General features: G+C 69.7%; 16 protein-coding genes. 9 read left to right on the top strand and 7 right to left on the bottom strand.

The features are described from left to right. Positions 1-17 precede the first annotated feature (17 nt). Positions 18-1037, bottom strand: coding sequence for a LacI family DNA-binding transcriptional regulator (locus ACVCL9_RS14020; RefSeq protein WP_447097671.1), 1020 nt, complete (start codon positions 1035-1037; stop codon positions 18-20). 571 nt (positions 1038-1608) lie between these two features. Between ACVCL9_RS14020 and ACVCL9_RS14025 the strand changes: the two genes are divergently transcribed. Beyond that, complete coding sequence (locus ACVCL9_RS14025) at positions 1609-2064, top strand: SPFH domain-containing protein (protein WP_395120801.1); 456 nt, start codon at positions 1609-1611, stop codon at positions 2062-2064. 157 nt (positions 2065-2221) lie between these two features. Beyond that, complete coding sequence (gene rsmG / locus ACVCL9_RS14030; RefSeq protein WP_447097670.1) at positions 2222-2851, top strand: 16S rRNA (guanine(527)-N(7))-methyltransferase RsmG; 630 nt, start codon at positions 2222-2224, stop codon at positions 2849-2851. 147 nt (positions 2852-2998) lie between these two features. Here rsmG and ACVCL9_RS14035 read toward each other — a convergent pair whose 3' ends face one another. Then, positions 2999-4354 (bottom strand): GH1 family beta-glucosidase, encoded by a 1356-nt coding sequence (locus ACVCL9_RS14035; RefSeq protein ID WP_447097669.1) that lies wholly within the window; start codon positions 4352-4354, stop codon positions 2999-3001. A gap of 271 nt (positions 4355-4625) precedes the next feature. On the opposite strand from ACVCL9_RS14035, the gene ACVCL9_RS14040 reads away from it, so the two are divergent. From ACVCL9_RS14040 to ACVCL9_RS14060, 5 genes are all read left to right on the top strand, one after another. Continuing rightward, positions 4626-5714 (top strand): ABC transporter ATP-binding protein, encoded by a 1089-nt coding sequence (locus tag ACVCL9_RS14040; RefSeq protein WP_447097668.1) that lies wholly within the window; start codon positions 4626-4628, stop codon positions 5712-5714. Between the two features lie 123 nt (positions 5715-5837). Next, entirely contained in the window at positions 5838-6701 is an 864-nt protein-coding gene (locus ACVCL9_RS14045; RefSeq protein WP_447097667.1) for a ParA family protein, read from the top strand. Between the two features lie 3 nt (positions 6702-6704). Further along, positions 6705-7574 (top strand): ParB/RepB/Spo0J family partition protein, encoded by an 870-nt coding sequence (locus ACVCL9_RS14050; RefSeq protein WP_395120805.1) that lies wholly within the window; start codon positions 6705-6707, stop codon positions 7572-7574. Between the two features lie 12 nt (positions 7575-7586). Beyond that, positions 7587-8132, top strand: a complete 546-nt coding sequence (locus ACVCL9_RS14055) for a sigma-70 family RNA polymerase sigma factor (protein ID WP_447097666.1) — start codon at positions 7587-7589, stop codon at positions 8130-8132. Next, positions 8119-8886: a DUF3379 family protein gene (locus tag ACVCL9_RS14060; RefSeq protein ID WP_447097665.1), complete on the top strand. Its 768-nt coding sequence runs from the start codon at positions 8119-8121 to the stop codon at positions 8884-8886. The genes ACVCL9_RS14055 and ACVCL9_RS14060 overlap by 14 nt, the downstream gene beginning before the upstream one ends. Before the next feature lie 93 nt (positions 8887-8979). Here ACVCL9_RS14060 and ACVCL9_RS14065 read toward each other — a convergent pair whose 3' ends face one another. The 4 genes from ACVCL9_RS14065 to bufA1 are packed head-to-tail and all read right to left on the bottom strand — an operon-like array spanning position 8980 to position 11392. Beyond that, the gene (locus ACVCL9_RS14065) at positions 8980-9450 is read right to left on the bottom strand and encodes a DoxX family protein (protein WP_447097664.1); all 471 of its coding nucleotides are present in this window, start codon (positions 9448-9450) and stop codon (positions 8980-8982) included. Positions 9451-9481: 31 nt separating this feature from the next. Continuing rightward, positions 9482-10237 carry an HvfC/BufC family peptide modification chaperone gene (locus tag ACVCL9_RS14070; protein ID WP_447097663.1) on the bottom strand — a complete coding sequence of 252 codons (756 nt, stop codon included), beginning with the start codon at positions 10235-10237 and terminating at the stop codon, positions 9482-9484. Next, complete coding sequence (bufB, locus tag ACVCL9_RS14075; RefSeq protein ID WP_447097662.1) at positions 10212-11078, bottom strand: MNIO family bufferin maturase; 867 nt, start codon at positions 11076-11078, stop codon at positions 10212-10214. Before bufB ends, ACVCL9_RS14070 begins: the two co-directional genes overlap by 26 nt. Before the next feature lie 5 nt (positions 11079-11083). Beyond that, positions 11084-11392, bottom strand: a complete 309-nt coding sequence (gene bufA1 / locus ACVCL9_RS14080) for a BufA1 family periplasmic bufferin-type metallophore (protein ID WP_447097661.1) — start codon at positions 11390-11392, stop codon at positions 11084-11086. Between the two features lie 170 nt (positions 11393-11562). Here bufA1 and ACVCL9_RS14085 point away from each other — a divergent pair, with 170 nt between their 5' ends. Both ACVCL9_RS14085 and ACVCL9_RS14090 read left to right on the top strand, forming a co-directional pair. Continuing rightward, positions 11563-12279 (top strand): glycosyltransferase, encoded by a 717-nt coding sequence (locus ACVCL9_RS14085; protein WP_395120812.1) that lies wholly within the window; start codon positions 11563-11565, stop codon positions 12277-12279. A 64-nt stretch (positions 12280-12343) separates the two neighbouring features. After that, the gene (locus ACVCL9_RS14090; RefSeq protein WP_447097660.1) at positions 12344-12712 is read left to right on the top strand and encodes a DUF488 domain-containing protein; all 369 of its coding nucleotides are present in this window, start codon (positions 12344-12346) and stop codon (positions 12710-12712) included. A 60-nt stretch (positions 12713-12772) separates the two neighbouring features. Here the strand turns inward: ACVCL9_RS14090 and ACVCL9_RS14095 are convergent, their stop codons facing one another. Continuing rightward, positions 12773-13720 carry a patatin-like phospholipase family protein gene (locus ACVCL9_RS14095; RefSeq protein WP_447097659.1) on the bottom strand — a complete coding sequence of 316 codons (948 nt, stop codon included), beginning with the start codon at positions 13718-13720 and terminating at the stop codon, positions 12773-12775. Between the last annotated feature and the right edge of the window lie 41 nt (positions 13721-13761).

The raw sequence follows: 13761 nt of genomic DNA on the forward strand, positions 1-13761 counted from the left end.
GCAGTTTGCTGAGACGTTCAGGAGTTCTTTTCTGGTTTGTTTCCGCCGCAGGTGTCGCGAACCACGATTTCAAAACCGAGCGTGTCGGCGGAAGGTGTTTCCTGCCCGGGGCGTTCGACGACGTCGGCCAGGCGCTCCAGCGCGAGACGGCCGAAGTCGGCAATGCGCACGCGCACCGTGGTCAGGGCCGGTGTCACGTAGCGGGTGATCGGGATATCGTCGAAGCCGGCCAGCGCGATGTCCTCCGGCACCTGCACGCCGGCGTCCTTGAACGCCGCCAGGCAGCCCACCGCCATCATGTCGTTGGCGGCGAACACGGCCGCCGGCCGCTTCGTCCGCGCCAGCAGCTGCTGGCCGGCGCGATAGCCCGATTCCTCGGTGAAGTCGCCATCCACCACGGTCAATGCCGCGCGCGGGGCGTATTTGGCCATCGCCTCGCGATAGCCGCGCTCGCGTTCGCTGGCGTCGAAGTTGCCGGGCGGCCCGGCGATCAGCGCCACGCTGCGATGGCCGGCCTGCAGCAGGTGCCGCACCATCGCCACCGCGCCGCCGTGGTTGTCGATGTTGATCACGTGGAACGCCGGCCCGCTCACCGCGCTGTTGAGCAGCACCACCGGCAGCGCCTTGGGCAGGTTGGCGCGCAGGAACGCCGTGTCGACCCGTTCGGACAGGATCAGCAGGCCGTCGACGCGACCCTGCATCGAGCGCACCGCCGCCGCCGCTTCGGTCGCGCCACCGTGCGAGCTGGATACCAGCAGGTGCAGGCCGCGCGCACGCGCCGCCAGGTCGATGCCGCGGATCAACTCGGAAAAGAACTCGCCGTACAGGTCGGGCAGCAGGGCGCCGACAGTGTGCGTGCGGCGGGTGATCAGCATGCGCGCCGCTGCATGCGGGATGTACTGCAGGCGCTCGGCGGCGGCGTGGATGCGCGCGCTGGTGGCCGCGGTGACGCCGCCGCCGCCATTGAGCGCGCGCGACACTGAAGCCACCGACACCCGGGCCTCGCGCGCCACGTCTTTGATGGTTGCTGCCGCCATGGGAATGTTTCCGCCGGGTTCGCCAACCCTTGGGTGGCGCCAACGTAAACGTTTTCATGCGGACTTGTAAAGGGCTTGTTGCGGCGACCTGTGCTGCATCGCAGCAGCGCGCAGGCGGCAGCCCGGCGGGAAATCCCGGCGAAACGCCAGAGCGGCCCGCTTGCCGATCCAGGCACTCCCTTGCTGCGCCACGGCAACGGTATGCGGCGCCGACGGGCCGGCGTGGCCGATCGGCCGCCCCCTCGAACGTGACGGACGCCACGCCCCCGCGCCTTGGCTGCGGATACCCCGTGTTTTGGCAAGTTCGATGCTTGATTCCCGGGGCAGGAGGAAAAGCGGGCCGCGCGCGACCGAACCGGAGTGAAAACTGACGCAGCGCGGCCGTTCGTGTCCTCCCGTGTCGTCGACAGCTTCACCGATCCGACGACGCGCTCTTGACTTGTTTTCGGCGTCTTGTTAAAGATTCATCCGCGCGTTAAACCGCGGTTAAGTCACACAGAGTCAATCGATTGTATCCTTCAGTTCCAGTATCAGACGAATAAACCAATCTCAAGTTACTGATTTTACGACCATGACCATGCTGTCCACCCTCATCGTTGCCTTGCTCGCCGTGCTGCTCGCCAGCGCCGTGCGGCGCGTGCCGGAGGGTCTGGTCTACAGCATCTACCGTCATGGCAAGCCGCGCCGGCTGCTGCCGGCCGGCACGCACCTGGTGCTGCCGCTGCTCGACCGGGTCGCGCACAAGATCAATCTGTCCGGCCAGACCCTGCAGCTGCAGGCGCCGCTGGGGCCGCGCGACGTGCGCGGCACGGTGTACTGGCAGGTGCTGGAGCCGGAACGCGCCGACGCCGTGTTCGAGCAGGTCGACCAGCTGATCCGCCATGGCGCGCAAGCCGCGCTGCGTGACGAACCCGCCACCGAGGCGGTCGATCGGCGCGATCTGGGCGCGCGGGTCAAGCAATCGTTGAATCACGTGCTGCGCGAGCGCGGCATGATGGTCACCCGGGTCGATCTCGACGCCGCCTGAGCATCGCATCGCGCCAGGCGCCCGCAGAGCGCCGCGCCGCAGGGGATTTGCTCCACTTCGAGCCCGCTTCGGCGGGCTTTCTTTTGCCCCGGCTGCTGGCGTTGCGGCGGGCTTGCCGGGATACTTGCCGACCGCTTTCCCACAGGACTGATGGCCGATGGCCGCGCGCGACGCCTTGCAGGCACAACTCGAACAGGGCATTGCCGCGCTGGGCCTGCAACTGCCTGCCGATGCGGTGCCGCGCCTGCTCGACTATCTCGCCCTGCTCGAACGCTGGAACGGCGCCTACAACCTCACCGCGGTGCGCGAACCGACCGAGATGGTGACCCGCCACCTGCTCGATTCGGTGGCGATCCTGCCGTTCGTGCAGGGCCACAGCCTGGCCGACCTCGGCACCGGCCCCGGCCTGCCCGGCATCGTGCTGGCGATCGCCGCGCCGGGCCGGCAGATCCTGCTGGTGGACTCCAACGGCAAGAAGGTGCGCTTCCTGCGCGAGGCGATCCGCAGCCTGAAACTGGAGGGCGTGCGCGCCGAACAGGCACGGGTGGAAGACGTCGCCGGCCAGTTCGACTGCATCACCGCGCGCGCCTTCGCCAGCCTTGCCGACATGCTGGCCTGGGGCGGCCACCTGCTGGCACCGCAAGGGACCTGGCTGGCGATGAAGGGGAAGCTGCCGGACGACGAGTTGGCGGGGATCCCGGACGGCTTCGTCGTGCGCGCCACGCACGAACTCCATGTGCCCGGCTTGCCCGCTGAACGCCACCTGCTGGTGCTCGGCCGCGGGTAGGGCGGGCAGTGCCCGCCGGTCTTTGTCCGAGATCGCGAGAGCGGCGGGCAGTGCCCGCCCTACGCCACCACGGTTGTTGTAGGAGCGCACCCTGTGCGCGATGCTCTTCGTCACGCTGCACAAAGGCATCGCGCACAGGGTGCGCTCCTACAGATCCAGCACCGCGCCGTTGCTCTCGATAATCTGCGCATACAGCCTGGCGCTGGCCTTGGCCGTGCGCTGCTGGGTGGCGAAGTCGACGTGGTAGAGGCCGAAGCGCTTGGCGTAGCCCAGCGACCACTCCAGGTTGTCCAGCAGCGACCAGGCGTAATAGCCCTGCACGTTCACCCCTGCGGCGATCGCGGCATGCAGCGCGCGCAAGTGCTTGCGCAGGTAGTCGCAGCGCAGCGGGTCGTCCACGGTGGCGCCTTCGGCGACCGGCGGGTCGTAGAAGGCGGAGCCGTTCTCGGTGATGTACAGCGGGATGTCGCCGTAGCGCTGCTTGAACCAGACCAGGGTGTCAGTCAGCCCCTGCGCGTAGACCTCCCAGCCCGTTTCGGTGTGGGTGCGGTTGGGTTGGCGCACCGACACCGCGCGCAGCGGATACGCGTCCGGGTCGTGCCGGACCACCGCGCGCGTGTAGTAGTTGATGCCGACGAAATCGACGCGCTGGCGGGTCAGCGCGAAATCCTCTGCCGGGAAATCCGGCCATGCGGCGCCGAAGATCTCCTTGAGCTGCTCCGGATAGCTGCCCAGCAGCGCGGGGTCGGCGAACTGCCGGTTCATGTAGGCGTGCGCGCGCGCGGTGGCGGCCATGTCTTCGGCGCCTTCGGAATACGGGTATTTCGGCTCGATGTTGAACACCACGCCGATCTCGTGCCTGCCGTGCGCGCGGTAGGCCTGGATGCCGGCGCCACTGGCGCGCATCAGGTTGTGCGCGGCGATCGGCGCCTCGTACTTGTTGCGGTGTCCGGGCGCCAGCGCGCCGTGCAGGTAGCCGCCGTCGGTGACCACCCAGGGTTCGTTGAGCGTGGACCAGCGCGGCACGCGGTCGTCCAGCGCCTTGAACATGACCTCGGCGTACTCGGCGAACCAGTGCGCGCTGTCGCGGTTGAGCCAGCCGCCGCGGTCGTCCAGCGCCGCCGGCAGGTCCCAGTGGAACAGCGTGGCGTTCGGCGCGATGCCGTGTTCCAGCAGCTCGTCGACCAGCCGCGAGTAGAAGTCCAGCCCCTTCGGATTGACCCGGCCGGTGCCCTCGGGAAGCACGCGCGCCCAGTTGATGCTGAAGCGGTAGCCATCGAGGCCCAGCGCCTTCATCAGCTGCACGTCTTGACGGTAACGGCGGTAGTGGTCGCAGGCGACGTCGCCGGTGTCGCCGTTGGCCATCATCCCGGGCGTATGCGCGAAGCGCTGCCAGATGCTGGGGCCGGCGCCGTCGGCCAGCGGCGAGCCTTCGATCTGGTAAGCGGAAGTGGCGGCGCCCCAATGGAAACCGTCGGGAAAAACGAATCGGGGTGCGGTCATGGGGTTCCCTGAGAGGTTGTGCTTTTTCAACCTCGAAGCCCGGCCATGGATGGCCGGACGCGGATCGGGCACGCAAGTGCCTGATTCGCGTGAGCGAGTCCGGGCGTGTACCGGACTCGCGATAGAAGAAAACCACAGGAAGTGGTTTTCTTCACAAGCTCTGAGGCCCGCGCTTTGATGTAAACGCTTACATGGGCAGAATAGCCCAATGCCCGCCGGCCTGCGAAGCGCCGGCGCCGCGGCCGAGCCGGCCACCGCTGTGGAGATGCCGATGGCCGAGGTTCAACTCGATCGCCTGCGCAAGGTCTACCCCGACGGCCACGTCGCGGTGGCCGGCGCCAGCTTCACCGTGGCCGACGGCGAATTGCTGGTGCTGGTCGGGCCGTCCGGCTGCGGCAAGACGACCTTGCTGCGCATGATCGCCGGGCTGGAACCGATCAGCGACGGCACGCTGCGCATCGGCGGCCGCGTGGTGAACGAGGTGGCGCCGAAGGACCGCGACATCGCGATGGTGTTCCAGAACTACGCGCTGTACCCGCACATGACGGTGGCCGAGAACCTGGGCTTCGGGCTGAAGCTGCGCGGCAGGCCGCGGGCCGAGATCGCGCAGAAGGTGGCGGTAGTGGCCGAGTCGCTGGGGTTGCAGTCGCGGCTGGCGGCGCGCCCGGCCGCCTTGTCCGGCGGCCAGCGCCAGCGGGTGGCGCTGGGCCGCGCGCTGGTGCGCGAGCCGCAGGTGTTCCTGCTCGACGAGCCGCTGTCCAACCTCGACGCGAGGCTGCGCCTGTCGATGCGGGTGGAGATCGCCCGGCTCCACCGCCAGCTCGGTGCCACCATGATCTACGTGACCCACGACCAGATCGAGGCGATGACCCTGGGCCAGCGCATCGTGGTGCTGGATGGCGGCGTGATCCAGCAGATCGACACGCCGATGGCGCTGTACGACCGGCCCGCCAACATGTTCGTGGCCGGCTTCCTCGGCAGCCCGGCGATGAACCTGCTCCGCGGCACGCTGCGCCGGCACGAGGGCTGGCGGCTGGCCTGCGCCGCGGGCGAGCTGGTGCTGGGCGACCTTCTGCCCGATCCCGCCTGGGCGGCCTGGTGCGATCGCGAGGTGGTGCTGGGCGTGCGCCCGGAACACCTGCAGCCGGACCCCGCCGGTGCGGCCTTGCAGGCGCGACTGGAGGTGGTCGAGCCGGTGGGCAACGAGGTCTTCCTGAACCTGCGCTTCGGCGACCAGGTGCTGGTGGCGCGGGTACCGCCACGCCCCCTGCCCGAGCCCGGCAGCCTGGTCGCGCTGGGCCTGTCGCACCCGTACCTGCACCTGTTCGATGGCGCCAGCGGCGCGCGGATCGGCGACTGAGCCCGGATCGCCCAGCAGCGTGATCCCCGCCGCCACCGGCGGCAGAGCGGTCCGGCCGGGGCAGGCAAGCCCGGGCGGCAATGCTAATCTAGCCGTCCTTCGCGAACGGAATGCCTTCGATCCATGGCCCGCATCATCGCTGTCGCCAACCAGAAGGGCGGCGTCGGCAAGACCACCACGGCCGTCAACCTGGCCGCTGCGCTTGCGGCGGCCAAGCGCAAGGTATTGCTGGTGGATCTCGATCCGCAGGGCAACGCCACCATGGCCTCGGGCATCGACAAGCGCCAGATCGGCCCGAGCGGCTGCGAGGTACTGCTGGAAGAGGTGGAGATCAGCGCGGCGATCGTGCCCACCGAGGCGCACTACGACGTGCTGCCGGGCAACGGCGACCTCACCGCCGCCGAGCTGAAACTGATGGACGCGCTGGCCCGCGAGCACCGCTTGAAGGACGTGCTGGCCAAGGTCGCGGACAAGTACCACACCATCCTGATCGACTGCCCGCCCTCGCTCAACCTGCTCACCCTCAACGCGCTGACCGCCGCCGACGGCGTGCTGATCCCGGTGCAGTGCGAGTACTTCGCGCTGGAGGGCCTGTCCAGCCTGCTCGACACGGTCAAGGCGGTGCGCCACCGGCTCAATCCGAAACTGGAGATCGAGGGCCTGCTGCGCACCATGTACGACGTGCGCAACAACCTCGGCAACGAGGTCTCCGCCCAGCTCACCCAGCACTTCGGCGACAAGGTGCTGCGCTCGATCATCCCACGCAACGTGCGCCTGGCCGAGGCGCCGAGCCACGGCCAGCCGATCCACCTGTACGACCGCAGCTCGCGTGGCGCGATCGCCTACATCGGCCTGGCCGGCGAGGTGATCCGGCGCGAACGCGGGCTGCCGCCGCGCGCCGAGCCGGCCGACGAGGCCGACTCCGCCGCGCATGGCGACCACAACGGCGTGCTGCTCAAGGCACCCGCCGCCAATCATCAGGACTGAGGCATGGCAGCAGCGAAAAAACGTGGATTGGGACGCGGGCTGGACGCCCTGCTCGGCGGCGACGGCGAAGGCACGCCGTCGGTACTGGCGCAGGAGGGTGAGCTGCGCACGCTGCCGATCCAGCAAATCCAGCCCGGCAAATACCAGCCGCGGCGCCACTGGAACGACGAGGCGCTGGACGAGCTGGCTGCCTCGATCAAGGCGCAGGGCCTGATCCAGCCGGTGGTGGTGCGCGAGATCGGCAAGCACCGCTACGAACTGATCGCCGGCGAACGCCGCTGGCGCGCCGCGCAGCGCGCGCAGCTGGGCGAGATCCCGGCGCTGATCAAGCAGGTGGCCGAGCAGGCCGTGCCGGCGATGGCGCTGATCGAGAACATCCAGCGCCAGGACCTCACCCCGCTGGAAGAAGCCGATGCGCTCAAGCGCCTGATCGAGGATTTCGAACTCACCCACCAGCAGGCCGCCGACGCGGTGGGGCGCTCGCGCGCCGCGGTGTCCAACCTGCTGCGGCTCACCGAGCTGCCCGAGGCGATCAAGAAACTGCTCGACGACGGCAAGCTGGAGATGGGCCACGCCCGCTGCCTGCTGACCCTGGACGAGTCCATCGCCGTGCCGCTGGCGCGCCAGGCCGTCACCCTCGGCTGGAGCGTGCGCGAGCTGGAGGAGGCCGCCCGCCGCGCGCAGACCGCGCCGAAGGGCAAGGCCCGCCACGCGCCCGCGCGCGATCCCAACATCAGCGCGCTGGAGCGCGAACTGGGCGAGCGCTTCGCCACCCGCGTCGAGCTGGCCCAGGGCAAGGGCGGCCGCGGCAAGCTGGTGATCCACTACCACAGCAACGACGAACTCGACGGCATCCTCGGCAAGATCCGCTGACCTTGGTGAAAGATGAAACGCTCCGGGCCGGTCTATCTGGCAGTGAGTTCCCGACAACGTCAATTCGAGGCGCTGACCCGCGCGCATGCCGGCGACCTGTACCGCTTCGCCTACTGGTTGTGCGGGCAGGATGCGCTGGCCCAGGATCTGGTGCAGGAGACCTTGTTGCGCGCGTGGAAAAGCCTCGACGCGCTGCGCGAGGCCGAGTCCGCCAAGCCGTGGCTGCTGACCATCCTGCGTCGCGAGAACGCGCGCCTGCATGAGCGCAAGACGCCGGATACCGTCGAGCTGGAAGACAACCTCGCCGAGGACGCCGCCTGGGCCAGCCCCGAGCGCCACGGCGATGCCGCCGAACTGCGTGAAGCCATGTCCCGATTGCCGCACAAGTACCGCGAACCGCTGCTGCTGCAGGTGCTGGGCGGCATGAGTTGCGACGAGATCGCCGCCGAGCTGGACCAACAGCCCGGCGCGGTGATGACCCAGTTGTTCCGCGCCCGGCAGAAGCTGAAATCCATCCTGCAGGGCGGCCGCCCGGAGGCGCAGCATGGATTGCCTTGAGTTCCGCCGCCGCCTCGGCGCCGAACCGCACTCGCGCGCTGCCGAACTGCTCGCCCATCGCGACAGCTGCCCCGCCTGCGCCGCCGCGTGGGAGCGCGCCCAGGCCTTCGAGCGCGAACTGCACGCCGCGCTCGAGGTGTCCGTGCCCGAAGGCCTCGCCGAGCGCGTGCTGCTGGCCCAGGCCACCGGCGAGCGCCACCGGCAGACCCGTCGCCGCCAGCTGGCGTTCGCGCTGGCCGCCTCGCTGCTGCTCGCGCTCGGCCTCGGCGGCTACGGCTGGAAGCGGATGGATGCGCGCTCGCTGCCTGCGCTCGCCGTCGCGCACATGCCCGACGAAATCCACTCGCTCGACCTCGTCCAGCCCATCGGTACGCCCGCCATCGCCGCCGGCTTCGCCGTGCGCGGCGTCAGCCTGCGCGGCCCCGCCCCCGTCGACGTCACCTACGTGCACGACTGCCCGGTCGGCCCCTACAAGACCGTGCACCTGGTCAGCCGCGTCGGCGGCACCCCGGTCGCCGTGCTCTACCTGCCGCACAAGCAAGTGGCCAAGGCCAGCGACTTCCAGCGTGACGGCTGGCATGGCCGCATCGTGCCGCTGCAACACGGCACCCTGGTGATGCTCACCGACCGTGGCGGCGCACGCCCGTTCGACGCGGTGGCACGCCACTGGCGGGTGGCGATCGATGGAGAGGGCAGCGCGCAGACTGCGCAGCGCCGCGCGGTCAACGAGGCGCCGGGCCGGTTGGCACCCTGAGTCTTCCAGGCACCTGATCACAAGGACTCGCGGCGACCGGCTGGCGTCCATGCCCTTTCGTCCGCGCTGACACGACGGGCAGGGGACTCCCCGTCACCGAAACAACCGGCTCATCACGGCGTCCCCCGAGATCCGCCCTGCCCCAAGCGCCACCAGGGCCAGCAGCATCAACCCCCAGGCCTTGTGGTCATTGAAGTCGCCGCCGATCAGTCCGTGCCAGAGGCCGTTCGGCCACAGTGCCGGGTAGGAGACCACCGCGACGATGTTGTAGACGAACAGCACGGCGGCGACCACGCGGGTGCCGAGGCCCAGCGCGAGGAACCACGGCAGCACCAGTTCGGTCCAGGTGGCGAGCGTGGCGGCCAGCGCAGGGGCGAGCAGGGGCACCTGGTATTCGTTGTCGAACAGGTAGGCCGTGCCGCTGGGGTCATCCCATTTCACCGTGCCGGCGCGCCAGAACGCGAGCGCCACGAACACGCGGAACAGCAGCAGGGCGAGCGGGGTGAGCACCGCGAGTTGCGCGGTGAGACGCGACCAGCGGGCGATGGCGACGGCGGTGTTCATGTGGACGATTCCCGGATGAGTGGATGACGGATCACGCGGCGAGCAGCGCGTGTTCGAGCAGGGGGCGCAGCAGGGTTTCGGGCGGCGCCTGCGGGTCGATCAGCTGTGCGGCGGCGAGCGCCAGGTCGAGCGATGACTCATGCCGCAGCGCGTCCACGAACGCGGCCTGCGCAGGTGCGATGGCGCGCATCGCGACCTGGCTGCCTTCGCGCCACAGCAAGACGGATTGCGGCACGGCGGGGTCGATGGCGTCGTGTTCCGGCGCCTGCGCGCAACGCCACAGGTCGAGCACCGCCCAGGCGCAGGACAGCGCGCGCACGCACGGCCGCAGCCGCGGCGGGTGGTCCGCGTCGGCCAGCGCAGCGACCAGGGCTGCGGCATCGGCGGGCGTGGCATCGGCGGCCAGCGCGACTTCCTGGCGCAGCCATTCCAGCCGCGCCACGTCACCCAGCCAGGGCCACGGCGCGGTTTCCGGCTGCGCGGCCACGAACGCGGCGAAGTCGGCGCCGTAATCCTGCAGGTTGCCGCTGCGGTTGCCGCGGAAAGCGGCGTGGCGGGTGGCGAGGCCGTCGAAGCAGTCCTCGCCGAGCAGGTGTTGCAGCGCGGGGAAACTGGTGGCCAGCGCGTCGACGTGGATCGCGAGGTTGGCGTTCCGATAGATGCGCAGGCGGGCGGCGGGCGCGATGCCGCGCGTGGCGATCCACGGTTCCAGCGAGGGCGCCACGCCGTCCACGATGGCGCCGGCGAACGCGTGCTGCAGCTCACGCAGCGAGGGCGGCGACGACATCGAGATGCTCCGTGGCGAGCCGCGCCTCGTCTTCCAGCACGGCGAAATCGGGCAAGTGCTGGTCCCATTCGATCAGGGTGGGTTTCGCGCCGAGGCGGGCCAGCGTGTAGCCGTACAGCGCCCACACGGCGGCATCGACGCGCTGGTCGTGCGAGTCGATCAGCAGTTCGCCGCCCAGCCCCTGCTTGCGGGTGAAGCCGGCCAGGTGCAGTTCGCCCACCGCGGCGGCGGGGATGCCGTCGATGAAGCGTTGCGCGTCGAAGCCGTGGTTGACGCTGTTGACGTAGACGTTGTTGACGTCCAGCAGCAGGCCGCAGCCGCTGCGCGCGGCGAGTGCGGCAAGGAACTCCCACTCGCTCAGCGTCGAGTGGCTGAAATGGATGTAGCTGGAGACGTTCTCCACCAGCACGCGGCGGCCCAGCGTTTCCTGCAACTGGCCCACGCGCGCCACCATCAGCTCCAGCGCTTCCTCGGTGTACGGCAGCGGCAGCAGGTCGTTGTAGTGGCGCCCGCCGATGGCGCCCCAGCACACGTGCTCGGATACCAGCGCGGGTTCGGCGCGTTGCACCAGCGCGCGCAGCGCGGCGAGGTGGGCGGGATCGAGCGGCTCGGCCGAACCCAGCGACAGGCCCACGCCGTGCAGGCTCACCGGGTAGTCGCGGCGCAGCGCGTCTAACGCGTCCCACAGCGCGCCGCCGGCGCAGAACAGATTCTCGCTGTGCAGCTCGAAGAACGGCACGGCGGGCCGGTGGTGCAGCACGTGCGCGACGTGCGCCGGCCGCAGCCCGATCCCGACACTCGTCGGGATCGGCTGCGCACGCACGGGGCGTGACGGGGGCACGGCTGTCAGCTCTTCTTCATCATGGCGTCGTGCGACATGGCGTCGTGGGCCTGCAGCGAACCGCCATCGAGCTTGGCGCACAGGCCGGCGGGTACCGCCACGAAGGCCTGCGGATCGCGCGCCTTGCTGTCCTGGCCCGCGCAGGAATGGCCCGGGGACTGGCAGTCGTTCTTCATCGCGGCGTTGACGCCGTAGCACTTCTGCGTGGCGCTGGCGGCCATCTTGTCGGCGGCGTGGGCGGTCGTGGCGGCGCCGAGCGCGCCGGCGGCGAGCAGGCTGAGCAAGGCGGAGCTGAGGATGGTCTGGGCTTGCATGGGTCTCTCCCGTGGATGCCGGACAATTCCGGCTGCGGTAGATGACCCGGTGGACGCGGATTTCATTACACCCGGTTTTCGTATCCGGTGCCGACGGTCCGTGCCGGCAGGCATTAAACTGCGCGTTCGCCGCCGTCCGCGGTGCCCGTTTCCGCTGAAAGGCCAGCCCCATGCCGCAACTTTCCGTCGTCGTCCCCGTGTTCAACGAGCGCGACAACATCCCGCCGCTGCTGGCCGAAATCGCGGCTGCCTTGCGTGGCACGGCCGACTACGAAGTGATCTACGTCGACGACGATTCGTCCGACGACAGTCGCGCCGTGCTCGAAGCGCAGAAGGCGCAGCATCCCGAGTTGCGCGTGCTGCATCACGTCACCCGCAGCGGCCAGAGCACGGCGGTGTGGAACGGCGTGCGCGCGGCGCGCGGCAGCTGGATCGCCACGCTGGACGGCGACGGCCAGAACGATCCGGCCGACATCCCGAAGCTGCTCGCCGCGCGCGACGCGGCGGCGGCCGAGGTGAAGCTGTTCGCCGGCTGGCGCACCACCCGCCGCGACAGTTTCAACAAGCGCATCTCCTCGAAGGTCGCCAACGCGGTGCGCTCGCGCATGCTGCGCGACGCCACGCCGGACACCGGCTGCGGCCTGAAGCTGTTCGAGCGCGAGGTGTTCCTGCGCCTGCCCTACTTCGACCACATGCACCGCTACCTGCCGGCGCTGGTCAAGCGCGCCGGCTTCCGGAGCACCAGCGTGCCGGTGGGCCATCGCCCGCGCACCGCCGGCGTGTCCAAGTACGGCATGCTGGACCGGCTGTGGGTCGGCCTGGCCGACCTGCGTGGCGTGGCGTGGCTGATGCGCCGGGGCAAGGTGACCGAAGTCGAGGAACTCTGACCTCGATCACGCGGTGTCGCCGCGGCGGTCGTATGCTTGTCCTGTTTCATTGCAGGAGAACGCCATGGCCCTCGCGATCAAGCGTGCGTACGAAGCGCCCGCCAGGGAGGATGGTTATCGCGTGCTGGTGGAGCGGCTGTGGCCGCGCGGCATGAAGAAGGAAGATGTGCCGCTGGACCAGTGGGCCAAGGAACTGGCGCCGACCACGGCGCTGCGCAAATGGTTCGGCCACGATCCGGCGCGCTGGGACGGCTTCCGCCACCGCTACGCCAGCGAACTCGACGAGCTGGCCGAATACTGGCAACCGCTGGCCGAGCGCTCCGCGCGGCACCCGGTCACCCTGATCTACAGCGCCCGCGACGAGGAGCACAACGGTGCCCTCGTGCTGCGCGACTACCTGCAGCACTGGCTGCACACGCACGGGCCGCGCTGACCGCCTTGAGCATGGCCCCGCCCTTGCGCAGCGGGGAAGTCGAAGTGCCGTGCGGCCCGCTCAAGTCGCGCGCAGCGGCGTGCCCGTGCGCGGCCACTCGGCCAGCGCCTTGCGCGTCTGCAGGCGACCGCGCTCGATCAGTTCGCGGGCGCGGTAGAACTCGTAGACGCTGGCGATGTTGCGCGGCAGGGTGATCAGCAGGTCCGGCTCGTACGCGGCCAGGCGCAGCCGCGCCAGGTTGGCCTGCATCAGGTCCATCGCCTGGTTCAGCGTGTCGAAGGTACCGGGCTCGCGCGGCGGTTCCTCGCTGCGCGGCATCAGCCGGCTGATGAACTCGCCGATGCGGTGGCGATAGCTAGGGTCCTGTCCGGTGGCGCTCTCCTCCACCGGCGCGACGGCCGCCTCGACCGGGCCGTCCACGCTGACGGCGAACAGATAATCCGCCTCCACCCCGATCAGCGGCGTGACCGGCACCGGGTTGAGCAGGGCGCCGTCGACCATGCGGTGGCCGTTGAGGTGGTGCGGGCGGAACACGGTCGGCACGGCGATCGAGGCGCGGATGGCCTCGAACAGGTTGCCGCGGCCCAGCCATACCTCGCGGCCGCGGTCGAGGTCGGTGGCCACCGCGGTGAACGCCAGCGGCAGCTCCTCGATCAGGGTGTCGCCGATCAGCCCGCGCAGCGTGCCGATGATCTTCTCGCCCTTGATCAGGCCGCCGCCGGAAAAGGACCAGTCGACCAGTCGCAGCACGTCGAAACGGGCCAGCGCGCTCACCCAGTCGCGGTAGACGTCGAGCTTGCCCATCGCGTGGATGCCGCCGATCAGCGCGCCCATCGAGCTGCCGGCGATCGCCACGATGCGAAAACCCTGCGCCTCGATTTCCTCGATCACGCCGATGTGCGCCAGCCCCTTGGCGCCGCCGGCGCCGAGCGCCAGCGCCACGGTGGGCTGGCGCTCGCCGGCTGGTTCTTGTGGCTCGCCTGGCGCGTCGGGTTCGTGGGTATTCATGCCGACATTCAATCACGAATCGTCGATGCCGCCGCGGCCAG

The sequence above is a fragment of the Rhodanobacter sp. UC4438_H5 genome, assembly GCF_052978405.1.

Coding starts and splice junctions, on each gene's coding strand:
- ACVCL9_RS14050 (WP_395120805.1), top strand. CDS start 6,705: ATGGCAGCAGCGAAAAAACGTGGATTGGGACGCGGGCTGGACGCCCTG.
- ACVCL9_RS14035 (WP_447097669.1), bottom strand. CDS start 4,354: ATGACCGCACCCCGATTCGTTTTTCCCGACGGTTTCCATTGGGGCGCC.
- ACVCL9_RS14090 (WP_447097660.1), top strand. CDS start 12,344: ATGGCCCTCGCGATCAAGCGTGCGTACGAAGCGCCCGCCAGGGAGGAT.
- bufA1 (WP_447097661.1), bottom strand. CDS start 11,392: ATGCAAGCCCAGACCATCCTCAGCTCCGCCTTGCTCAGCCTGCTCGCC.
- ACVCL9_RS14055 (WP_447097666.1), top strand. CDS start 7,587: ATGAAACGCTCCGGGCCGGTCTATCTGGCAGTGAGTTCCCGACAACGT.
- ACVCL9_RS14060 (WP_447097665.1), top strand. CDS start 8,119: ATGGATTGCCTTGAGTTCCGCCGCCGCCTCGGCGCCGAACCGCACTCG.
- ACVCL9_RS14045 (WP_447097667.1), top strand. CDS start 5,838: ATGGCCCGCATCATCGCTGTCGCCAACCAGAAGGGCGGCGTCGGCAAG.
- rsmG (WP_447097670.1), top strand. CDS start 2,222: ATGGCCGCGCGCGACGCCTTGCAGGCACAACTCGAACAGGGCATTGCC.
- ACVCL9_RS14095 (WP_447097659.1), bottom strand. CDS start 13,720: ATGAATACCCACGAACCCGACGCGCCAGGCGAGCCACAAGAACCAGCC.
- ACVCL9_RS14040 (WP_447097668.1), top strand. CDS start 4,626: ATGGCCGAGGTTCAACTCGATCGCCTGCGCAAGGTCTACCCCGACGGC.
- ACVCL9_RS14020 (WP_447097671.1), bottom strand. CDS start 1,037: ATGGCGGCAGCAACCATCAAAGACGTGGCGCGCGAGGCCCGGGTGTCG.
- ACVCL9_RS14065 (WP_447097664.1), bottom strand. CDS start 9,450: ATGAACACCGCCGTCGCCATCGCCCGCTGGTCGCGTCTCACCGCGCAA.
- ACVCL9_RS14085 (WP_395120812.1), top strand. CDS start 11,563: ATGCCGCAACTTTCCGTCGTCGTCCCCGTGTTCAACGAGCGCGACAAC.
- ACVCL9_RS14025 (WP_395120801.1), top strand. CDS start 1,609: ATGACCATGCTGTCCACCCTCATCGTTGCCTTGCTCGCCGTGCTGCTC.
- ACVCL9_RS14070 (WP_447097663.1), bottom strand. CDS start 10,237: ATGTCGTCGCCGCCCTCGCTGCGTGAGCTGCAGCACGCGTTCGCCGGC.